Genomic DNA, 21,317 nt, shown 5'->3' on the forward strand with positions numbered 1-21,317 from the left:
CTGAACATTTTGTTTTGTAGTAAGATGTTCACATACCATTTCCCATGTGGTAAAACGTTATACCCCATCATTTATTTATGGGTGAATGGACCTAATCATTCGCCCGGCGTATAAAGTATTCTCCATTCAATCAAAATGAGTCCCCGTTTTAAAAATTCACTTGATCTTATGAAAGTGCCAGTCAATATGTATTCCAGATTTAGATGTAAGATCAACTTATTCAAAGGAGTGGTTTGTTGGAAACCGATAAGATAAAAAGGCCTTCGTTTATGTATGCACTATCGATGCTGATTGCAGCGGTTAGTGTGATATCAATTGGAATTCTTGTATTGGATGCACCGATTCAAATTCTGATGTTTATCAGCATGCTTGTATTGATCCCGTTTATGATGGGATTGGGGTTTACCTATAAACAAGTAGAAAAATCGATGATGAAATCGATGAGCAGGGCACTGCAGCCTGGGCTGATACTGCTAACCGTCGGGATTTTAATCGGCGCATGGATCGCGTCAGGGACAGTACCTACATTAATTTATTACGGTATACACGCGATTTCACCACAATTCTTTTTAGTCACAACTTTAGTTTTTTGTTCATTAGTATCTGTCGCAACAGGTACGTCATGGGGAACAGTCGGAACTGCCGGGGTTGCAATGATGGGTGTTGGAGCCACGATGGGGATACCGGCAGGGCTGACTGCCGGCGCTATTGTCAGCGGAGCGTATTTCGGAGATAAAATGTCTCCGCTATCGGATACGACGAACTTAGCCCCTACTGTTTCCGGCGGAGAAATCTTCAGCCATATTAAACACATGCTTTGGACGACAATTCCTGCATATATCATTGCAGCGATCATTTATACGATTGTTGGTTTGCGATACAATTCCGCATCTGTAAATTCAGAAAGTGTCAATCAACTGACATCTTATTTGAACGAAACGTTCCATCTCGGACTTGTACCAATGATTCCGATTGTTGTTCTCATTGCGCTGTTAATGTTAAAGAAACCAGCGATTCCTTCCATTTTCATTGGGGCGGCTGTTGGCGGCGTTATCGCGATGTTCTATCAAGGCTTGAGTTTTCAAGATGTCATGAATACGTTCTATGGGGGGTATACAGTTGAATCAGGCATTGACATGGTTGATAGCTTGCTTCAACGAGGCGGACTTTCCAGTATGTTGAGCTTAATTGCCTTGTTCTTATTTGCGCTTGGTTTAGGCGGGATGCTTGCGGAGTCACAAGTATTAGAAGCGCTGATTGCTTCTTTTGCCCATAAAATTAAGCATACAGGGACGGCTGTTTTTGTGACTATCATTGTGAGTTATCTTACACTTGCAATCGGCGGATCTGTATACTTCTCAACGGTTATGGGCGGTACATTGATGAGACCGATTTATGAACGCTTAAACTTAAAACCTGAAAACCTGTCGCGCGTGTTAGAGGATTCAGGAACACAAGCTGCACCGCTTATTCCATGGACTGGCGGCGGTCTATATACAGCTGGAGCGTTAGGGATTGCGACAGTCGCTTATCTTCCGTTCTGTTTCTTGGCATTCATCACGCCATTGGTTTCTCTTTTCTACGGAATCACTGGATTGACGATGACAAAAAAAGAAAAGCGGGACAAAAAGAAAGCAAAAAAGCTTGTAGAATTAGAGGCATAATCAAAAACCTCGCTCAAAATGAGCGAGGTTTTTTGATTACTGCCAATTGGTATGGAAAACGCCGTCCATATCTGTCCGTTCGTACGTATGGGCGCCGAAGTAATCGCGCTGCGCCTGCAAGAGGTTCGCATTGGACCGTCCTGTGCGGTAGCCGTCGTAATAAGTGAGCGCGGTGGTTAAGCATGGGAATGAGATTCCTGTGCTGATGCCCTCGCAAACAACTTTTCGCAGGCCTGTTTGATAGCCTTGGAGCTTATCTGAGAAATAAGGCGCGATCAGCAGGTTTGATAGGTTAGGCCGCTCGCTGAATGCGTCGCTGATCACGTTTAGGAAATCTGCGCGGATGATGCAGCCGCCACGGAATATCAAAGCGATGTCTTTAAGCGGCAGGTTCCAGCCGTAAAGCTCAGATGACATTTTGTATTGGGCAAAGCCTTGTGCGTAGGCGCATACTTTCCCCATGTAAAGAGCCTGTCTGACGTATTCAACCCAAGTGTCTTTATCGAAATGTTTTTCTTCAGCTTCCGGACCTGCTAACACGTCTTGAGCTGCCACCCGTTCTTCTTTTAAGGAAGACAAGTAGCGGGCGAACAAGGACTCTGTGATGATTGTGGACGGAATGCCGTTATCAATCGCCTGCATGCTCGTCCATTTTCCGGTGCCTTTTTGGCCGGTTTTATCAAGGATGACATCAATCAGAGGCTGTCCTGTTTGTTCGTCTTTTTTGCGTAAAATCTCAGCTGTAATTTCTATTAAATAGCTTTTCAGCTCACCTTGGTTCCAGGTTTCAAAAATAGATGCAATCTCATCGAGCGGCAGGCGCAGTGTTTCTCTTAGAAACGTATACGCTTCTGCAATCAGCTGCATGTCAGCATATTCAATGCCATTGTGCACCATTTTTGTAAAGTGCCCTGCGCCTTTTGGGCCGATGTAGACACAGCACGGATCTTCTCCAACTTGAGCTGCGATTTTCGTCAGGATAGGAGCGGCTTTGTCATAGACGTCGCGATCTCCGCCCGGCATGATGGAAGGCCCTGTCAGCGCGCCGACTTCGCCGCCGGAAATGCCGACTCCCAGATAGCCGATGCCTTTTTCCTTCAGCTCGTCATATCTTCTTTCTGTATCTTCATAGTGGGAGTTGCCCCCGTCCATGATGACGTCGCCTTCTTCAATCAAAGGCATTAATGATTGGATGACGGAATCTACGGGTTTTCCCGCTGTGACCATCAGAAAGATTTTTCTTGGTTTCTCTAACGATTGAACAAAATCCTGCAGCTCGTAGTACGGGCTGAGAGATTGTCCATCCAGCTTTTGGACGAGCTGGTCCGTTAAATCTCTGGTGTAATTATAGACGGCGACGTTTTCACCTTTATTTGCCATGTTTAAGGCGATATTGCTTCCCATTACGCCTAAGCCTATGACACCAATCGTATTGAACATGTGTTACAGCTCCTTCATCAATTTCATACAACTAAACTTAACAATAATATGAATCCAAGTCCAGCAACGGAAATAATCGTTTCCAGCAACGTCCATGTGGCAAATGTTTCTTTCATGCTTAATCCGAAGTACTCCTTGAACATCCAGAAGCCGGCGTCATTGACGTGGGAAGCGATGACACTTCCGGCGCCTGTTGCAAGCACGACTAATGCCAGGTTGACATCAGATTGTCCCAGCAACGGAATGACAAGTCCGGTTGTGCTTAGCGCGGCAACAGTGGCTGATCCTAGAGAAATGCGCAGGATCGCTGCGATGAGCCATGCCAAGACGATTGGCGATAATGCTGTACCTTTGAATAAGTCCGCCACGTAATCGCCGACACCGCCGTTGATCAGCACTTGTTTGAAGGCGCCGCCTCCCCCGATGATCAGAAGCATCATGCCGATTTGTGAAATGGCTGCTGAACAAGAGTCCATTACGGTTTTGATCGGAATGTTGCGTGCGATGCCCATTGTGTAGACCGCGACCAATAACGAAATAATCATAGCAGTCGATGCGTTTCCAATCAATCGGATAAAAGCTAAAACACCGTTATCCGCAAATCCGATTGTTTCTTGAAGCAGATCGATAATGGTAGCGATCGACATGATGATAATCGGAAGCATTGCAGTAAAGACGCTGATTCCGAAGCCGGGTGTCTCCTCAAGCTTGAACGTTTTTTGCGTGCCGAGTGATGCGATATTGCCGCTTTTCGCAAATGATGCAGGCACGATTTTTTTCGCGATCTTTGTAAACAAAGGCCCTGCGATGAGCACTGTCGGAACAGCAACCATAAAGCCGTACAGCAGCACTTCCCCGATGTTTGCGCCGTACTCACCGGCAATCGCCGTAGGCCCCGGGTGCGGCGGCAGGAAACCGTGCGTGACGGACAGCGCCGCGACCATCGGAATTCCGAGATATAAAATAGAAATCTTCAATTCTCTTGAAATCGCAAATACAATCGGAATTAATAGAACCAATCCTACTTCAAAAAATAAAGCAATGCCAATAATGAATGAGGCAATGACAACGGCCCATTGAATGTTTTTCTCGCCGAATTTGTTGACGAGCGTCATCGCGATGCGCTGTGCGCCTCCAGAATCCGCGATCAGCTTGCCCAGCATCGCACCGAGCCCGAAGATGAGTGCGATGTGGCCAAGAGTTCCCCCTATTCCTTGTTCAATAGAGCTGACAACTTTATCGAACGGCATCCCGAGTGCCAATGCCACGCCGAACGATACGATCAGCAAGGAAATAAATGTGTTTAATTTTAAGCCCATAATCAAAAGCAGTAAAGCTAAGATCCCAATTGCAACGATGATTAATGGCATGGTAGTGCCCTCCCCTTCGTGTCATGTACTAGTTGTGTGTGATTAAGCCTCTCTGATAATCTGCAATTTGTGTATATTGATTCTCTAATGATCTTGAGAGATTAATGAAAATCGGCATTAATTTTCTATATTCTTTGGCTGAGTCTTCGATCGGCGTGTGTCTGTGCGTGCTGCCGACCATGTCGGACACGGCGTCGAATGAATCAATTTTTCCTGTCGCATACAGGCCTAAAATGCAGGCGCCGAGACATGAGCTTTCGTAGCTTTCCGGAACGACAACCTGTGATTCGAAGATATCCGCCATCATTTGGCGCCAAACCTCCGACCTTGCAAATCCCCCTGTCGCCTGGATGCGGGTTACCGGGCTATCCATGCATTCGGTTAACGCCAGGAACACCGTGTACAGGTTGTAAATCACACCCTCTAATGCAGCCCGTATCATATGCTCTTTCTTATGCGACATGGTCAGGCCGAAAAATGAGCCGCGTACATCCGGATTCCACAGCGGAGCGCGTTCTCCGGCGAGATACGGGTGGAACAGCAAACCGTCGGAACCGGGTCTGACGCGTTGGGCGATCTTCGTCAGCACGTCATATGGATCAATCCCCAGCCGTGTCGCTGTCTCGATTTCGGAAGAGGCAAATTCGTCTCTGATCCAGCGAAGCACGATGCCCCCATTGTTTACCGGTCCGCCGATGACCCAGTGCTTGTCCGTTAAGGCGTAGCAGAAAATCCGGCCCTTTTCATCAGTTTGCGGCTGATCAATAATTGTCCGGATAGCACCGCTTGTCCCGATGGTGACGGCAATTTCGCCCTTTTTAACGGCGTTGACGCCGAGATTGGACAGCACGCCGTCGCTGGCGCCGATGACAAAAGGTGTTTCCGGATCGATTCCCATCTGTATCGCTAATTTCGGGCTGCAATGCTGAAAGATTTCAGTCGTTGGCACGAGTTTTGATAAGTGGTCCGGCGTGATGCCTGCGATGCGCAGTGCTTCTTCGTCCCAATCCAAGCTTTTCAGGTTCATCATGCCTGTCGCTGATGCCAAGGAGTAATCAATGACATATTCATTGAACAGCTGTTTGAAAATGTACTCTTTGATGCCGATATATTTTTTTGCTTTGGAAGCGATTTCTTTTTGTTCGTTCGTGATCCAGGCTATTTTGCTTAACGGCGACATCGGATGGATCGGTGTTCCTGTCCGCTTGTACACCTCATGCCCATTCAATTCATCTTTGATCTTATGCGCCCAGCCTTCGCTCCGGTTGTCGGCCCACGTGATGCATGGCGTCAGCGGCTGGTCATTTTCATCGATTGCGATGACGCTGTGCATGGCGCTGCTGAATGATATGAATGAAATCTGTTTTTGCGGATGCTGTTTTGTGATTCTCGCGGTTGTTTGGATGACGGCCTGAAAAATCGCTACAGGGTCTTGTTCAGCCGTTGAGATGTCCGGTGTATAGAGCGGGTAGCCGATGCTTTCTTTTTGAACCACGTCTCCGTTTTTACTGAACAACACAGCTTTTGTGCTTGTCGTGCCGATATCGATTCCTAACATATAACTAGTCATTATTGTGTTCAGCTCCTTTTGCCAGCATTTGTTGTGAGAGCCACAGGTCTTCTACCTTTTCTTGCACATCATCAAAATTTTGGTGAAGAGACTGAATCATCAGTGCCCTGTCTTTTGCTTTAATGGCCTGAATATAAAGCTCATGGTTATCTAAAATCCTTGTGAAATCCTCGTGTTTTTCTTTTAATCGTGCCCGCATTGATAAAAGAATAAAGCTTTCCATAACGGGTTTTAGATTGTTCCAGATCATCTGAATGTATGAATGATCGATAGCTCGAATAATCGTTTCATGAAACAGTACGTCTTGAAATGAAAATTCATCTACGTCCTCGTATTTGATGGAGACTTTCATCATTTCAAGTATTTTGCTGAGGTCCTTGACTAAGGGCTCAATGTCGATTTTGACAAGCCGTTCAAAGACAAATGTTTCTAATAGTAAACGCACATCATAAATTTCCGTGATTTCCTTCTCAGTTAACCCAATTGCGACCGCCCCCATTCGTTCTAAGCGGATGATTTTTTCGGATGCGAGTATTTTTAACGCTTCGCGAACCGGTGAACGGCTTACGGAAAACTCGGCGGCGATCGTATTTTCTGATAGAATGGTACCGCTTTCAATCATGCCTGAAATGATCCGCATCCTCAGCTCGTATGCGACACGAACACCGGTTGATGCTTTTGAGAGCCACTTTGCGGGATACAACAGGTCTTTGGAGTCTAGCATACACTCACCTTCCTCACTCAAGGAGTATACTTGTATACAAGTATGATAACCCGATTTTTTCATTTATGCAAACACTTTCATTTCTAATTTTTATTAAAATTTTACCATAACTGATGGTATGTATTTCCAAACGCTATATGATACATTGGAGATAGATCGTGTAAGTGAATCATGTTTTGAAAGAGGCGATTTGGATGAAAATCATCATTGCACCTGATTCTTTTAAGGAAAGCTTATCAGCTTTGGATGCCGCTGACGCGATAGAAAGAGGTTTCAAATCGGTTTTTCCGAATGCCGATTACAGAAAAATGCCGATGGCGGATGGCGGTGAGGGCGCCGTTCAGTCTCTGGTTGATGCCACAAACGGATGGATCAAAGAACAGGTTGTCACGGGGCCGCTGGGAGAACCGGTGAAAGCGTTTTTTGGCATGATGGGAGATGGGAAAACAGCTGTGATTGAAATGGCAGCCGCTTCAGGGCTTCATCTCGTGCCTGTTGAAAGGCGCAATCCGCTCGTCACGACAACAAGGGGGACGGGAGAATTAATGGCAGCCGCTCTTGACGCGGGCGCAGAGCATTTGATTATCGGGATCGGCGGAAGCGCAACGAATGACGGAGGAGCCGGAATGATTCAAGCATTGGGCGGAAGGCTTCTAGATGAATCAGGCCGTGAGATCGGGTTCGGAGGAGGCTCGTTATCTCAGCTCGCATCAATAGATATCAGCGAGCTTGATTCTAGATTGGAGAATGTCAAACTGGAGGTCGCCTGCGACGTGGACAATCCGTTAATCGGGCCAAAAGGAGCTTCGGCTGTCTTCGGGCCGCAAAAAGGCGCGACAGACGACATGGTGGAAGTGCTAGACCAGAACCTAACCCATTTCGCGGATGTGGCAGAAAAAGCGCTCGGAACAGCCTGCAGGGAAATAAAGGGCGCCGGCGCAGCGGGCGGTCTTGGGTGGAGTCTGCTGGCTTTTCTTCATGCTGATTTGAAAAGAGGCGTTGATATAGTGCTTGCAGCAGTTGATTTTGAAGATGAAGTTCAGGATGCGGATCTTGTGATTACCGGTGAAGGGCGGATTGACAGCCAAACGATTTATGGGAAAACACCGATCGGCGTGGCCAAAGCGGCTAAATCATACGATGTGCCCGTCATCGGCATAGCGGGATCAGTCTCACGAGACAGTGATGCCGTCTATCAGCACGGAATTGATGCGCTTTTCAGCATCGTTCCAGGCGCCGTGCCTCTTGAAGACGCGTTTGAACATGCCGCAGAATACATGGAAAGAACGGCGCGGGACATTGCCGCATCCATCAAATTGGCGAAAACGATGTTTCTGATATAGCCGGCGCACATGCCCATGCATAGCCATCCTCCTTTTTGGGTAGAGACAGTTAACTACACAATGAGGCAATCATCCCAGAAGGAGGACAAAGATATGACTGTACAAGAAATCAAAGGCAAAAAACTCGTAAAAGGCATTGCGCCAAATGTCGAGCCAGATGCCCTGTTACATGATAAACGAAAAGTATTTTTGTTTGGTTCCCCGAGTTACACAAACATTGGTGACCAAGCGATTGCGTATGCGGAAGAGAAATTTATAAAAAATCATTTTCCGTATTATGAATATATTGAAATTATGGATTATGCGACAGGTGAGGGGATTGAACTGGTGAAGGAGATCATCCGTGAAGACGATATTGTCTGCTTTACCGGCGGAGGAAATTTAGGAAACCTTTATCTCGATATTGAGGAAGACAGAAGGAAGGTCTTCTCGGCGTTTAAGGACTATAAATCGATTTCTCTGCCGCAATCCGTTTATTTTGAAGACACAGACGCTGGAAATAAAGAAAAGAAAAAAACACAGGACGCGTACCATCAAAATTCTAATTTAACGATTGCCGCGCGTGAGACACAGACGCTGGATGTTGTGAAAGAGACCTTCAATTCTAATGTGATTTTTACACCGGATATGGTGCTCTCCTTGGATATTGTGCCGAGAGAGCTTGAGCGGGACGGCGTTCTCTTTATTTTAAGAGCGGATAAGGAGAAAGTGACCGACGAAGATTTTATTTCACAGATGAGAAAATGGGCAGAAAAAACAACCTATACGGAACGTACCGATACGGTGTTGGACACGGTAGACACCATTGATTACGCCGATCGTGAAAAACATTTTATGGAGATGCTTGACCGCATCGGTTCCAGTAAATTGGTGATCACCGACCGTCTTCACGCGATGATTTTCTCGATTATTACCAAAACACCTTGCCTTGTCTTTGGAAACAGTTACGGCAAAGCTAAACATTCGTACCGGGATTGGCTCGAAAGCTTAAACTTCATTGAATACACAGATCAACATGATATGAAGGAACTGGAGCGCATGATTGACCGCCTGCTTCAAGCAGAACCGAATGAAGTTGATTTATCCAGGGATTTTCAGCCGCTGGTTGATTTTTTCAAATCATAAAAGAAAAAGCAGACTGATGGCAGTCTGCTTTTTTGCGTTAATGATCGTTTTCCAAAGAAACGATTTCATCAATGATCCGCGCTTGCTCTTTCTCAGCCACTTCGTTTGAGATGATATCTTCCTTTGATAAGTTCTCGATCGCTTGGTACTGGGCGTATAACGAGTGTTTTTTCAAGATGGTTTGCTGTTTGTTTTTGAGTTCCGGGTATGTTTCGAACAATTGGTTTGTTTGTTGATGCAGCTGGCTGACTTCTTCTTTGTATTGGTCTGTCAGTTCGCTAGAGACAGCTTCGTGTATCAGCAAATTGTGTTTGACTTGCTGGACTTCGTGGATAGCGGTTTCTAGCCGGTGTCCTTTTGCAAGCAATTCCTCATATTCCTGATTGCCCTCTTCCTTTTGATTCACGCCTAACCGTTCCAGAAGCGGCTTAATGGTAAGCCCCTGAACAACAAGGGAGAATAAAACGACACTGAAGGCGAAAATCAGAATGTCTTCACGCCCCGGGAAGTCTCTCGGCAGGCTCAGTACGAGGGCAATGGACAGAGAGCCCTTCAGCCCGCCCCAATTGATGGTATGTTTCCATGTCGCCGGAAATTTCTTAATAAAGGCCAGACTGATATAGACGGCGGCACTTCGGGCGATAAGCACAATGACAATCGCCATAATCGCCAAACCCCATTTGTCAGTCAGGTCAATTCTCGTGATCTCAAGTCCGACCATCAAAAAGACAAGGGAGTTCGCGAGCAAGGCGGCGACGTCCCAGAAGTTATTGATATTCAGCTTGGTCGTCGGGCTCATGCCGATTTTGGCGCCGTAATTGCCGAATATAAGCGCGGCGACTACGACAGCGATTACGCCGGAGGCACCTGCCATTTCCGCCAATAGAAATGAGCTGTAAAACAGAATGATACTAAAAATAATTTCTAAAGGATAATCATCAAAATACTTGGTGAGCTGGGAAAAGACAAATCCTAGAGCGCCTCCGATAATGAGGCCGAGGGAAATGACTTTGACAAACTCCCACAAGCCTAAACCGGCGCCTTGAATGCCGAGATCTAAATAAGTCATTAAGTAAAAGGCGGAAATGTTGAACAGCACTACCGCCAGCCCGTCATTGAACAGGCTTTCTCCTTCAACGACAATCGAAAGCTTTTTCGGCGCACCGACGCTTTTGAAAATGGACAGCACACTAACTGGGTCTGTCGCACTCATCAGCGCGGCAAAAACAAACGCCGCCGGAATGGCCAAATGCATCAGCCACATGGAAGAAAAGCCGACGATCAGAAACGAGATGAGCGTGCCGCCGAAGGCCAGCGCCAGAACGGGGCGCTTATTTTCCCGCAAATGGGAAAAGGGCAGCTTCAGGGCAGCTTCTCCTAATAAAGCCGGCAAGAACAGCGTAATGATGACGAAGTTAAAGACTTCTCCTTCAGTAATAAAATCTTTCAGCGGTTCGAAGAGCGGAATATGTACAAGTCCAATGATCGTGCCGACAATCACGAGTGCGATCGGATAAGGCTGTCTGCACTTCTTGGCAATCGCGGTAATACCGGCTGCAATCATGACCAACAAAAAACCTAGTTCGAAAATATGATGCAAATCTAAGTGTTCCATTAGAACCTCCTTTTATGAATTGTGTAACTAAAAAATTACCCTCATTTTGTCATTGGTAATCATATCATATGTAAAACAGTCCTTTGCCAGTCTGCGGAAAAGCAAAAAAGCAGGCAATTTGCCGGCTTTTGGTTCTTTATTCTATAAGCCAATGGAATTGACTACACTCGATACATGAGAACGAACTTTATCAAAAGATAGATGATCCTTCATTTTATCCGTGACACTGTCAATCGCTTTTCCTGACATATGATGGTCGAGAATGTCCCGCTTTGTCTTAACCGCCAGCTCGGCATCTGTGATATTATCTTTGATCGAAGACAAATTCTTACGGTCTTCTTGAAAAGCATAGCTTAATTGTTTTTTGATTGAATTCATCAGCGCCAATTTTTGTTCTTGTCTTTTCTTCTCTTTGTACGCCGCCAATTGTTCTGGTGTCATTTCAGATGTATCTAGATGGGCATTTGAAAAAAGCGAAGTGGTTGAATGCTGGCTTGTCACTCTTTGCATAAAACGGTCTGCATCATGGTAAGCGTGTCCCATATGTCCAAGGTCATCTGCAACCATCTGAAGCAAGTGCTGTAAATGAAGCGCGGCATCTACTGCCTGATCATATTTTTCTTTTGAGTAAAAAAGGTGATGCGGTTTGTTCATTTTAAGTTTATTGATCAGATCATCGACATCAGAAATGGCTAATTCATCATATGCGCCAAAACCAACCATTCGTGTATGCATGTTTCTGACATCCTCAATAGAATCCTTTACTTTGTCATCAATTCTTTCAATCTCACGAATAATCCTAGACCATTCCAATTCAGCGATATGTTTTAACTGCGTGCATGTATTCATCAATACATGCGACTTAATGAGGATTGAAACACCTGTATTGGCTTTCACATTGGTTGATTTCATTTGCTTAAGCATCGTTAATGCAAAGTCAGGATTGTTTTTTAACACATCATCAACAGTTTGGACAGAGCCATCTGAATTGAAGTTATATCGGTCCAGATTGTGACTTCCCATCAAGGCTTCGACAAATAGTGATACATCAAGAGATTGATTGTTGTAACGTTTAAATGCAAGGCCCAACATCTTTACTGCATCAGGAAGGCGATTATTTTGTACACCGTTCGGCAAAGCCTCGTCATACATCACTTTCACATTACCTATTTCAGCAGCATCCCGATTCAACAAAGATAATCCATCATTTAAATTAATATATTCTGTTAAACGGCTGCGGAAATCCCCTTTTAATGCTCGGGCTTTGACATCCTCAGGCAGGTTTTCATATATGTTAGGATTTTCGAAAGTAACGCCGCGTTTGATAAAGTCATTTATCACGACTGCATAGCTTGCATTAGAACCGCCTAATGAGTGACCGGTGACTTGAATGTCAGCGTTTTTAAAGTCTTTATGTATTTTTTTTGCATATTGATCTGCCTGAATGGCTTGGTTCTCCGTCCCGTCATCAAATGGTTTTTTGCCAACCAAATAACTGGTATCCATATGGAGCCAATCCTGTAAAATCTCATTTGAATATTCAGGAACCCCTTGTGCGTAGTCATAGAAAGAACCATCTTCATCTTTAGGAATGTTGATTCCCTTTTTCTCTAATTCTTTAATAAGCTGTTCCCGCTCTTCACGGTATGGCTTTATTGTGTCTTGGAATTGGCCGGAACCGATGGGTTCTGATCCGCGGTACGCGATGATGGCGTTTTGGATTTTTTCTTTGTCTTTTCCGTTATTTGAAAGGGTATAATCTCTTTCGTTCACGAGAGTTAAGGCATCAAGACCCTTTTTAGTTTTTTTATAATCAACAACATATAGCTTTTGACCGTTGCTAATTTTTATAGTTTGACCAATATGGTATTTTTCAAGGTTATATGCTGAACTGGAAATATCATTATAATCTTCATCACTAATTTTTAAAGTGCTTTCTCTTTTAGCCATTGCACTATTCCCCCAAACTTTACCTATCTTGTATAATAAAATAAAAAAGGATGAAACGCCATGAAAAATCCCAAAAAAATACTAATCGTAGGGACGATTTTATTAGTCTCAATAACATGTGCTTTTTATATTAATCACCAACTAAATAAACCAGAAAAATCGGAGGTTACCGGAGGGGAAAAAAATATGAGTAATCAAGAAAAAACTGAACAAGAAAAAGCTGAAGCATACGTCGACGAAATGAAACCAAAAATAGAAGAAGAGTTAAGAAAAGAGGATATTCATCATTTTATAAAGTCTGTAACTTTTGAAGATAAAGTGACTATAAATCCGATGGGAAGAATTATAGTGAATGGCTATATCAATGACAATCCGGATAAATTCGACTTTTCCGCAGATTTGATATACGAGTCCAATAAAGTAGATGGAATAAGTTATTCTCAAGATGTATCAGATCGTTTCAGGGATTGGAGCCAATACAGCAAAGAAGTAAAAGAAAAATACATCAAAACAGCTTATCCTGATAAAAAAGAACGTGAACAGTATTTAAAAGACATAGGCGAAATGAAGTAAAAATATGAAGAAACAAGCGCCATTTAAACTACTAGCTTTTGTTAGCGTCTTGTTAATCGTAATGGTTGGTTTCATTTATGAAATCAAAAAAACGTCAGACACTTCTAAAGGTAAAAAGTACATAACTAGTAAAGAAAAAAGTGAACAAGAAAAAGCTGAAGCACACGTCGAGAAAATGAAACCAAAAATAAAAGAAGAACTAAAGAAAGAAGACATACACCATTTTATAAAAGATATTAAGTTTAATGAGAAGGTAACGATAAGTCCAATGGGAATGATTGAAGTTACTGGTTACATCAATAATGAGCCGGAAAAGTTCTCATTTGATGCCTCTTTATATTATAAATCGAATGAAGTAGATTCAATTGGATATTCTCAAGAAGTGGGAGACCGTTTTACCGACTGGAGCAAATACAGCAAGAAAGAAAAAGAAGAATACATCAAAACCGCTTACCCCGATAAAAAAGAGCGTGAACAGTATTTAAGAGATATAGGAGAATGAAAATAAACAGGCAAAGTGCCTGAAGCCGTTAAAGACCCTTTTCTTTATTACTAATTGATAATGTACAGTTTATGCCCATTGCTAGAATAAACAATTTCACCAATGTGATCGTTTTTAATATCGCAGGCAATACTAGATATACGGTTGTATGCTTCAATCGTCATTTTAAGAGGCTTAGCGATAGCCAATTATGCCACTCCTAATCTTTATACATAGGTTGTATAATAAAAAGGGTGAATTTCCAATGATAACCATTAAGAGATTATTATTAACTGGAGTGATTGTGTTAATCGCAATTGCGGCCACCCTATATTTCAACTATGAAAAAGCCAGAACAAAAGATACAACTGAAGGCAATAGATATAATGCCGAAGTATATGTAGAAAAAATGAAACCGAAAATAAAAGAGACAATAAAAAAAGAAGACATATATAAGTTCATAAACACCATAACCTTTGAAAAAAATATAGAAATAAACCCCATGGGAAGAATCATTGTGGATGGTTATGTGAACGGGGAGCCAGAAAAGTTTCATTTTTCTGCTGATTTAATCTATAATTCCAACAAAGTAGATGGCATGAGTTTTTCAAAAGACTTAGGTGATAGATTTGAAAACTGGAATGATTTTGATATAGAAGTAAAAGAAGAGTTTCTAGACAGTTTATCTGAAAAAGAACGTAAACAATATTTAAAAGACATCCGTGAAATAAAGTAAAGCTTGCTAATTGGAAGTTATAAAATATGAAAATATTCAAGATTATAGTTTTTGTTGTCATGTTGTTATTCGCAGGGATGATCCTCTATTATCAAATAATAAACACGGTAACCACTTCTTTAGACAAACAACACATAATAAGCAAGAAAAAAAGTGAACGAGAAAAAGCTGAAGAATACGCTGAAAAAATGAAACCGAAAATAAAGGAAAAATTGAAAAAAGATGATATCCATCATTTTGTTAATGATATAACATTCGATAAGGATGTCTCAATCAGTCCAATGGGAATGATCGAACTATCAGGGTACGTAAACAACAACCCGGAAAAGTTCTCATTCGATGTCTCTTTGAGATATGGAACTGATAAAGTAGATTCCATAGGTTATGATAAAGACTTAGCGGACCGATTTGAAAATTGGGATGATTTTGATAAAGAGGTCAAAGAAGACTTTTTAAATAGTTTATCGAAAGAAGAACGAGAACAATATTTAAAAGACATAGGGGAAATAAAATAATCTATGAAAAAACAAGCGCCATTTAAACTATTAGCTTTTGTTAGCGTTTTGTTACTCGTAATGGTTGGCTTTATTTATGAAATCAAAAAAACGTCAGACACTTCTAAAAGTAAAAAATACATAGGTAGCAAAGAAAAAACTGAAGCATACGTCGAGGAAATGAAGCCAAAAATAGAAGAAGAGTTAAGAAAAGAGGATATTCATCATTTTATAAAGTCTGTAACTTTTGAAGATAAAGTGGCTATAAATCCGATGGGAAGAATAGTAGTGAATGGTTATATCAATGACAATCCGGATAAATTCGATTTTTCCGCAGATTTGATATACGAGTCCAATAAAGTAGATGGAATAAGTTATTCTCAAGATGTATCAGATCGTTTCAGGGATTGGAGCGAATACAGCAAAGAAGTAAAAGATAAATACATCAAAACCGCTTACCCTGATAAAAAAGAGCGTGAACAGTATTTAAGAGATATAGGAGAGTGAAAATAAACAGGCAAAGTGCCTGTTTATTTTAGTGATCGGTTTACTTCCGCCTCTTCGCCATTCCCAAAGTCACCAGTCCGGCAACAACAGCAGCGGATACAATCGGGCGCTTCGTAGCTTTCGTGTAATAGCTTCTGGACCGCAGCCATCCTTTATTTGTCCCCCTGTCATGCATGCCGTAGCCCGCATCATAAAGCGCGCTTTCTTCACGTGGCTTGGACGGTCTTTCGGCATGCTGGCTGTAGTACATGGCTTTTTCCATCAGTTTGTCGGTCAGCCGGGGAAAAAGAGCGCCCAGCATGGCGATGGCTTTTGCCTGTGAGCCGATGTACATGTCGCGCTTTGGGTGTTCGGCGGCAAACAGGATGGCTTCGGCGGCCGCTTCCGGCGGATAGATCATGGAGCGGGAATGAGCCGGCTGTTTGTCGAGGTAGCTGTGAGCATGCTCGTTGTAAGGCGTGTCAATTCTGCCCGGATGGATGAGCGTAACCGAGACAGGCGCCTGTTCTTTCTCGAGCTCCATTCGGATGCTTTCCGTCCAGCCGTGAAGCGCGAACTTGGCTGACGCGTATGTGGATTGAATGACGGTTCCCCTGTCGCCGAACAGGCTTCCCACATTGATGAGTGCGCCCGGAACGCCTCTGCTGGTGTAGTGTTTGACGGCCGCTCTTGTTCCGTAAACAGGTCCCCAGAAGTTTGTGTCAAACATGCGCTTCATGTCTTCGACGGTGACGTCCATGGCGTGCCCGAAAATCGAGACGGCGGCATTGTTGACCCATGTGTCAAAGCGGCCGAACGTGCTGATCGCGGTCTCTGCGATTCGGTTGATGTCTTCTTCTTTCCCGACATCCGCTTTCATCCATATGACGTCGTGCCCTTTTTCCTTTAATTCTTCAGTAAGATCCTTCAAAGCCTCTTCATTTCGCCCTGCTGCCACAACCTTCGCGCCTTTTTCAGCTGCCATTCGCGCAGTGACAAGTCCGATTCCGCTTGAGGCGCCGGTAATCACGATCACTTGATCCTTGAGTTGTTTCAATCTGAGCTTCTTTTTCATGCTTGGGTTCTGTTGTTCAAGCTTTTCCGTATTCGTGACTGAATCATCGTTTGCCATTGAGATTCCTCCTAGACGCTGTTTTTCTACATTTACCCCATCCGGGAGGTCCTTACCCCTTTTTGACAATCACAGGGTTCTTTTTTATATTATATAAGTCGCTCTACCATACCTAGGAGGGAATGTTTTAATGACTAGCAGAGGAGATTCACGCGAAAAAATTCTTCACACGGCGTCACGTCTGTTCCAGCTTCAAGGATATCACGCGACGGGTTTGAACCAGATTGTGAAAGAAAGCGGTGCTCCTAAGGGATCGCTTTATCACTTTTTCCCGAACGGCAAAGAAGAATTAGCAGTTGAAGCGGTTACATATACAGGAAAACTGATTGAACATCTGATACAGCAAAGCATGGATGAATTCTCTGATCCAATAGAAGCGATTCAGCAATTTATCAAAAAAACAGCCAGCCAGTTTGACAATACAGAAAGCATTCAAGGCCTTCCAGTCGGTTTGCTGGCGAGTGAGACAGCGTTAATCAGTGAACCGCTGCGGACAGTTTGCATGAAGGTGTTTAAAAGCTGGGAAGCGGTTTTTGCCAGAAAACTAATGGAAAACGGATTTGCAGAAGAAGAAGCGAATCAGCTTGGAATGCTGATCAATTCGATGATCGAGGGCGGCATCATGCTTTCGTTAACGAATAAAGTCAAAACGCCTCTTCTTCTCATTGCCGAACAAATTCCAGTGCTGGTGAGAAAAAAAGGGTAGCGTTTTGTTATCCTTTCTCCTACAATTATATAGAACGGTCTAGTAATGTATATTTTAATATATTGACTGGTCTAAATTGGAGGAAACGATATATGAAAACATTATGTGAACATTCATTGCCTAAAGAAAAAATGCCTTATTTGCTCCGCAGCGGAGAAGGTGAGCGCTATTTGTTCGGAAGACAAGTCGCCACGGTGATGGCGAATGGGAAGAGTACAGGCGATCTGTTTGAGATCGTGTTGCTTTCCGGGGGAAAAGGAGATGCCTTTCCGCTTCACGTCCACAAGGATACACATGAAGGGATTCTCGTTTTGGACGGAAAGCTTGAGCTGACGCTTGATGGAGAACATTATTTATTAGTATCAGGCGATTATGCGAACATTCCAGCCGGAACACCGCACAGCTACCAGATGCAGAGCCACAGAACGCGACTGGTGTCTTACACGATGAAGGGAAATGTAGCGCACATGTATTCCGTTATTGGGAATCCATATGATTACGCTGAACATCCTCCGTACGCAAGCGAGGAGGTGTCAAACGAGCGATTTGCAGAAGCGGCGACTGTGGCGGACATTGCATTTCTTGATGAAGAAAAGCCTTCCGGTGCGGCAAAGTTAGCGGAACTTACAGAGCTTCCAGATGGAGCTGTTCCATACGTGCTTGAGTCTGGAGAAGGCGACCGCCTGGTGACAGGAGATCAGCTTCACCGCATTGTGGCTGCACAAAAAAATACAGACGGCCAGTTTATCGTCGTATCATCGGATGGCCCTAAAGGCGAACGGATCGTTGATCACTACCATGAACATCATACAGAAACATTTTATTGCCTAGAAGGGCAGATGACGATGTGGGCAAATGGACAGGAAATTCAGCTGAACCCTGGAGATTTTCTGCATGTTCCAAAGAATACCGTTCATTCCTATCGTCTGGATTCCCATTATACAAAGATGGTGGGCGTATTGGTTCCAGGCTTATTTGAACCGTTTTTCCGGACGTTAGGTGAGCCGTATGAAGGCCACATCTATCCAAGTGAGCCTCAGGCGCTGCGATTTGACCGCGTTTTGCAAAATATCGAAGCATTAGATTTAAAGGTCATGAAACCATAAAAATGACAAGATTGTAAGGTTTCCATGCCTGTGTGACACCTAAATCGATGTTTCTGCGTTCCTTTTTTTCATACTCTTAAGGTACAGAAAAAAGGAGCGTGATAGATATGGCTTCATTACAGCCGACTTTGGCAAATGAACGGATCGGCGTGCTTGATGTGCTAAGGGGAATAGCGATTTTCGGCATCTTATTTGTCAATCTGGCCCATTTCAGTTATCCGGATATGTATTTGTCTATGCTTGGAAAAGAGAACTTTTTTACAGAAAAGTGGTCTGAAGTTGATTTTGCAGTAACAGACATACTGACATTCTTCATCCAAACAAAATGTATTTTATTGTTTTCCTTTTTATTTGGATTCGGCATGGTTGTTATGATGGAGAGGGCAGTAAGCAAAGGGAAACGGTTTGTTCCGCTCTATGCGAGAAGGTTAGCGGCGCTCCTCTTGATTGGAACCATTCACGCCTTTTTGATTTGGGACGGGGACATTTTAACGGAATACGCCATGCTCGGTTTTGTTCTGCTCTTATTTCGAAAAGCAAAGCCGAAAACACTGTTGATATGGGCGGTCTCTTTGTATCTTTTGTTTACCATACCGTTCATTTTGACAAGCTTTTATCAAGCAAACGGACAGGAATGGACTCAAGCGGTAACTCAGCAGGCACAGCAAGCGCTCCATGCGTACGGAAGCGGCAGTTTGAAGGAGATTGCGGAACAGCGGGTCCATGATCGTCTTGTTTACATGTCTTCGAATGGCATGCTTACGTATAACCCGATCAGCTTCTTCTTTGCATCCATTCCTTATTTCAGCATGTTTTTGCTGGGGGCTGCGGCGGCGAAGTCACGATATTTGCATGAGCCCGGAAAGCATCGCAAAGGCTTGAAAAGAGTGTGGATGGCTGGGCTGGTCATCGGCATCAGCGCCCAAGTGCTGTACAGTGTAACGGATAGGCAAGTATTTTTGCTGATTGGCGCGCCCTTCCTCATGTTTTTCTATGTCACAACTTTTGTCTATCTTTATCATAAAACAAGAGTAAAAACAGTGCTGCAATCATTCTCCGCTGTTGGACGGATGGCGTTTACCAATTATCTGATGCAGTCTATCGTGTGTACGTGGATATTCTATCATTACGGCTTGGGGCTGTACGGGAAAGTGTATCCTGCTGCCGGCGTGCTCATTACGATTGCGGTTTGTGCCGTTCAAATGGTCTTCAGCCACCTTTGGCTTCGGGTATTCCGGATGGGGCCGTTTGAGTGGCTGTGGAGGAGCGCTACGTATCTGGCGTGGCAGCCTATGGTAAAGAAAACAAAAGTCTAGACGCCTATGGGCGTCTAGACTCAGGCTGTCGAGAAAATCTCGACAGCCTTTATTTTCCCTTAAAATATCCATTCTCCTGTAATAAAATAAAAGAAAGACTTAAAAGGACGGTGTCTTTCTCATGTTCCATACAAGAAACTCTTCTCAAAACGCTGCCGAATTTGTTCTGCTTGACCAACTCGTCGAAGAGGATCATTTGCTTCGAAAAATTGATAAACACATTGACTTCTCTTTTATCATTGAAAAGGTTAAGCCCTACTACAGCGAAAACAAAGGCCGCCCCTCACTCGATCCGCTGATTTTATTCAAAATGATGTTTATCGGCTACCTCTACGGCATCCGTTCAGAAAGACAGCTTGAAAAAGAAATTTACTACAATATGGCGTATAGATGGTTTTTGGGACTGAATATCAATGACCCAGTTCCGCACCACTCCACCATCAGCTGGAACAGACGCACACGCTTTAAAGATACAACTATTTTCCAAGACATTTTTGATGAGATCGTTCTTCAGGCCATCAATCATGATATGGTGGGCGGACGTGTCCTTTTCACCGATTCAACTCATCTGAAAGCCAATGCCAACAAGCACAAATATACAAGAAAAACGATTGAACAGGATACACAAAACTATATCAAAGATTTAAATGAAGCCATCCAAGAAGATCGAGAGGAGCACGGAAAAAAGCCATTACCGGCCAAAGAGGAGGTGAAAGCTGAAAAAGAGATCCGCCACAGTACCACTGATCCTGAAAGTGGATATATGTAACGTGAAAACAAACCGGAGGGTTTCTTTTACTTAGATCACCGAACAACGGATATGAAACATAACATTATCACCGACGCCTATGTCACGCCTGGAAATATCCATGATTCTGTGCCTTATCTTGACCGATTAGACCACCAAATGGCACGATTTAATTTTGAAGTAGAAGCCGTCGCTCTTGATTCTGGTTATTTAACGACTCCGATCTGTAAAGGACTAGCCGACCGCCATATTTTTGGCGTTATTGCCCATAGACGATATCACCCTACTAGGGGATTGTTTCCAAAATGGAAGTTTCATTATGACAGTGAAAAAGACAGTTACATTTGCCCGAACCAGCAGGTACTTACATACTCAACAACTGACCGAAAAGGCTACCGGTCATATAAATCAAATCCTGAAACCTGTTCCGCATGCCCATTGCTTGAGCAATGCACAAGATCAAAGAACCGCCAGAAGGTCATCACCCTGCATGTATGGGAGGACCACAAAGAAAAGGTCAGACAAAATCGTTTGTCTGTTTCAGGGAAAACACTCTATAAAAAAAGAAAAGAAAAAATAGAGCGAAGCTTTGCAGATTCAAAACAGCTGCATGGGCTTCGCTATTGCAGGTTGAGGGGAAAACGGAATGTGAGTGAACAAGTTCTCCTCACAGCCGCATGCCAGAACATGAAGAAGATTGCCACATACCTAGCCAAGCAGGGCTAGGTATGTGGGAGC

General features: G+C 43.7%; 18 protein-coding genes and 1 pseudogene. 12 read left to right on the top strand and 7 right to left on the bottom strand.

The window, feature by feature from the left end; genetic code table 11:
* Nucleotides 1–236: 236 nt before the first annotated feature.
* Complete coding sequence (gene nhaC, locus ACMX2I_RS01120) at nt 237–1,664, top strand: Na+/H+ antiporter NhaC (protein WP_414955906.1); 1,428 nt, start codon at nt 237–239, stop codon at nt 1,662–1,664.
* Between the two features lie 36 nt (nt 1,665–1,700).
* Here nhaC and gnd read toward each other — a convergent pair whose 3' ends face one another.
* The 4 genes from gnd to gntR are packed head-to-tail and all read right to left on the bottom strand — an operon-like array spanning nt 1,701 to nt 6,768.
* Nucleotides 1,701–3,104, bottom strand: coding sequence for a decarboxylating NADP(+)-dependent phosphogluconate dehydrogenase (gene gnd, locus ACMX2I_RS01125; RefSeq protein ID WP_414955907.1), 1,404 nt, complete (start codon nt 3,102–3,104; stop codon nt 1,701–1,703).
* Between the two features lie 23 nt (nt 3,105–3,127).
* A complete protein-coding gene (gntP, locus tag ACMX2I_RS01130) occupies nt 3,128–4,474 on the bottom strand; it encodes a gluconate permease GntP (RefSeq protein WP_087991821.1) in 1,347 nt (448 codons plus the stop codon).
* Nucleotides 4,475–4,502: 28 nt separating this feature from the next.
* Nucleotides 4,503–6,044, bottom strand: a complete 1,542-nt coding sequence (gene gntK / locus ACMX2I_RS01135; RefSeq protein ID WP_414955908.1) for a gluconokinase — start codon at nt 6,042–6,044, stop codon at nt 4,503–4,505.
* On the bottom strand, nt 6,037–6,768 hold the full coding sequence (gntR, locus tag ACMX2I_RS01140) for a gluconate operon transcriptional repressor GntR (protein ID WP_087991823.1): 732 nt from the start codon (nt 6,766–6,768) through the stop codon (nt 6,037–6,039). The genes gntK and gntR overlap by 8 nt, the downstream gene beginning before the upstream one ends.
* A gap of 194 nt (nt 6,769–6,962) precedes the next feature.
* On the opposite strand from gntR, the gene ACMX2I_RS01145 reads away from it, so the two are divergent.
* On the top strand, nt 6,963–8,111 hold the full coding sequence (locus ACMX2I_RS01145) for a glycerate kinase (protein WP_414955909.1): 1,149 nt from the start codon (nt 6,963–6,965) through the stop codon (nt 8,109–8,111).
* A 93-nt stretch (nt 8,112–8,204) separates the two neighbouring features.
* Nucleotides 8,205–9,236: a polysaccharide pyruvyl transferase family protein gene (locus tag ACMX2I_RS01150; protein ID WP_414955910.1), complete on the top strand. Its 1,032-nt coding sequence runs from the start codon at nt 8,205–8,207 to the stop codon at nt 9,234–9,236.
* A 37-nt stretch (nt 9,237–9,273) separates the two neighbouring features.
* Here ACMX2I_RS01150 and ACMX2I_RS01155 read toward each other — a convergent pair whose 3' ends face one another.
* Together ACMX2I_RS01155 and ACMX2I_RS01160 are read right to left on the bottom strand one after the other, a co-directional pair.
* On the bottom strand, nt 9,274–10,851 hold the full coding sequence (locus ACMX2I_RS01155; RefSeq protein ID WP_414955911.1) for a Na+/H+ antiporter: 1,578 nt from the start codon (nt 10,849–10,851) through the stop codon (nt 9,274–9,276).
* Between the two features lie 141 nt (nt 10,852–10,992).
* Nucleotides 10,993–12,801 (bottom strand): lipase, encoded by a 1,809-nt coding sequence (locus tag ACMX2I_RS01160; protein WP_414955912.1) that lies wholly within the window; start codon nt 12,799–12,801, stop codon nt 10,993–10,995.
* Nucleotides 12,802–12,861: 60 nt separating this feature from the next.
* Between ACMX2I_RS01160 and ACMX2I_RS01165 the strand changes: the two genes are divergently transcribed.
* The 5 genes from ACMX2I_RS01165 to ACMX2I_RS01185 all read left to right on the top strand — a co-directional run bounded on the left by ACMX2I_RS01165 (nt 12,862) and on the right by ACMX2I_RS01185 (nt 15,592).
* The gene (locus ACMX2I_RS01165) at nt 12,862–13,374 is read left to right on the top strand and encodes a DUF1433 domain-containing protein (protein WP_414955913.1); all 513 of its coding nucleotides are present in this window, start codon (nt 12,862–12,864) and stop codon (nt 13,372–13,374) included.
* Between the two features lie 4 nt (nt 13,375–13,378).
* On the top strand, nt 13,379–13,876 hold the full coding sequence (locus ACMX2I_RS01170; RefSeq protein ID WP_414955914.1) for a DUF1433 domain-containing protein: 498 nt from the start codon (nt 13,379–13,381) through the stop codon (nt 13,874–13,876).
* A gap of 244 nt (nt 13,877–14,120) precedes the next feature.
* On the top strand, nt 14,121–14,591 hold the full coding sequence (locus ACMX2I_RS01175) for a DUF1433 domain-containing protein (protein ID WP_414955915.1): 471 nt from the start codon (nt 14,121–14,123) through the stop codon (nt 14,589–14,591).
* A 26-nt stretch (nt 14,592–14,617) separates the two neighbouring features.
* Nucleotides 14,618–15,106: a DUF1433 domain-containing protein gene (locus ACMX2I_RS01180; RefSeq protein ID WP_394715521.1), complete on the top strand. Its 489-nt coding sequence runs from the start codon at nt 14,618–14,620 to the stop codon at nt 15,104–15,106.
* A gap of 3 nt (nt 15,107–15,109) precedes the next feature.
* Nucleotides 15,110–15,592 carry a DUF1433 domain-containing protein gene (locus ACMX2I_RS01185; protein ID WP_414955916.1) on the top strand — a complete coding sequence of 161 codons (483 nt, stop codon included), beginning with the start codon at nt 15,110–15,112 and terminating at the stop codon, nt 15,590–15,592.
* A gap of 40 nt (nt 15,593–15,632) precedes the next feature.
* On the opposite strand, the gene ACMX2I_RS01190 is transcribed toward ACMX2I_RS01185, so the two are convergent.
* Nucleotides 15,633–16,703, bottom strand: a complete 1,071-nt coding sequence (locus ACMX2I_RS01190; RefSeq protein ID WP_414955917.1) for an SDR family oxidoreductase — start codon at nt 16,701–16,703, stop codon at nt 15,633–15,635.
* A gap of 130 nt (nt 16,704–16,833) precedes the next feature.
* Between ACMX2I_RS01190 and yxaF the strand changes: the two genes are divergently transcribed.
* From yxaF to ACMX2I_RS01210, 4 genes and pseudogenes are all read left to right on the top strand, one after another.
* Nucleotides 16,834–17,409 (top strand): transcriptional regulator YxaF, encoded by a 576-nt coding sequence (gene yxaF / locus ACMX2I_RS01195; protein ID WP_087991831.1) that lies wholly within the window; start codon nt 16,834–16,836, stop codon nt 17,407–17,409.
* Nucleotides 17,410–17,501: 92 nt separating this feature from the next.
* Nucleotides 17,502–18,515 carry a quercetin 2,3-dioxygenase gene (locus ACMX2I_RS01200; protein WP_087991832.1) on the top strand — a complete coding sequence of 338 codons (1,014 nt, stop codon included), beginning with the start codon at nt 17,502–17,504 and terminating at the stop codon, nt 18,513–18,515.
* 107 nt (nt 18,516–18,622) lie between these two features.
* A complete protein-coding gene (locus tag ACMX2I_RS01205) occupies nt 18,623–19,831 on the top strand; it encodes a DUF418 domain-containing protein (protein ID WP_414955918.1) in 1,209 nt (402 codons plus the stop codon).
* A 121-nt stretch (nt 19,832–19,952) separates the two neighbouring features.
* Nucleotides 19,953–21,305, top strand: a pseudogene (locus tag ACMX2I_RS01210) (IS1182 family transposase).
* The last annotated feature ends 12 nt before the right edge of the window (nt 21,306–21,317 follow it).

This window comes from Bacillus sp. SW14 (genome assembly GCF_047608225.1).
Classification (GTDB): Bacteria; Bacillota; Bacilli; order Bacillales; family Bacillaceae; genus Bacillus; species Bacillus subtilis_G.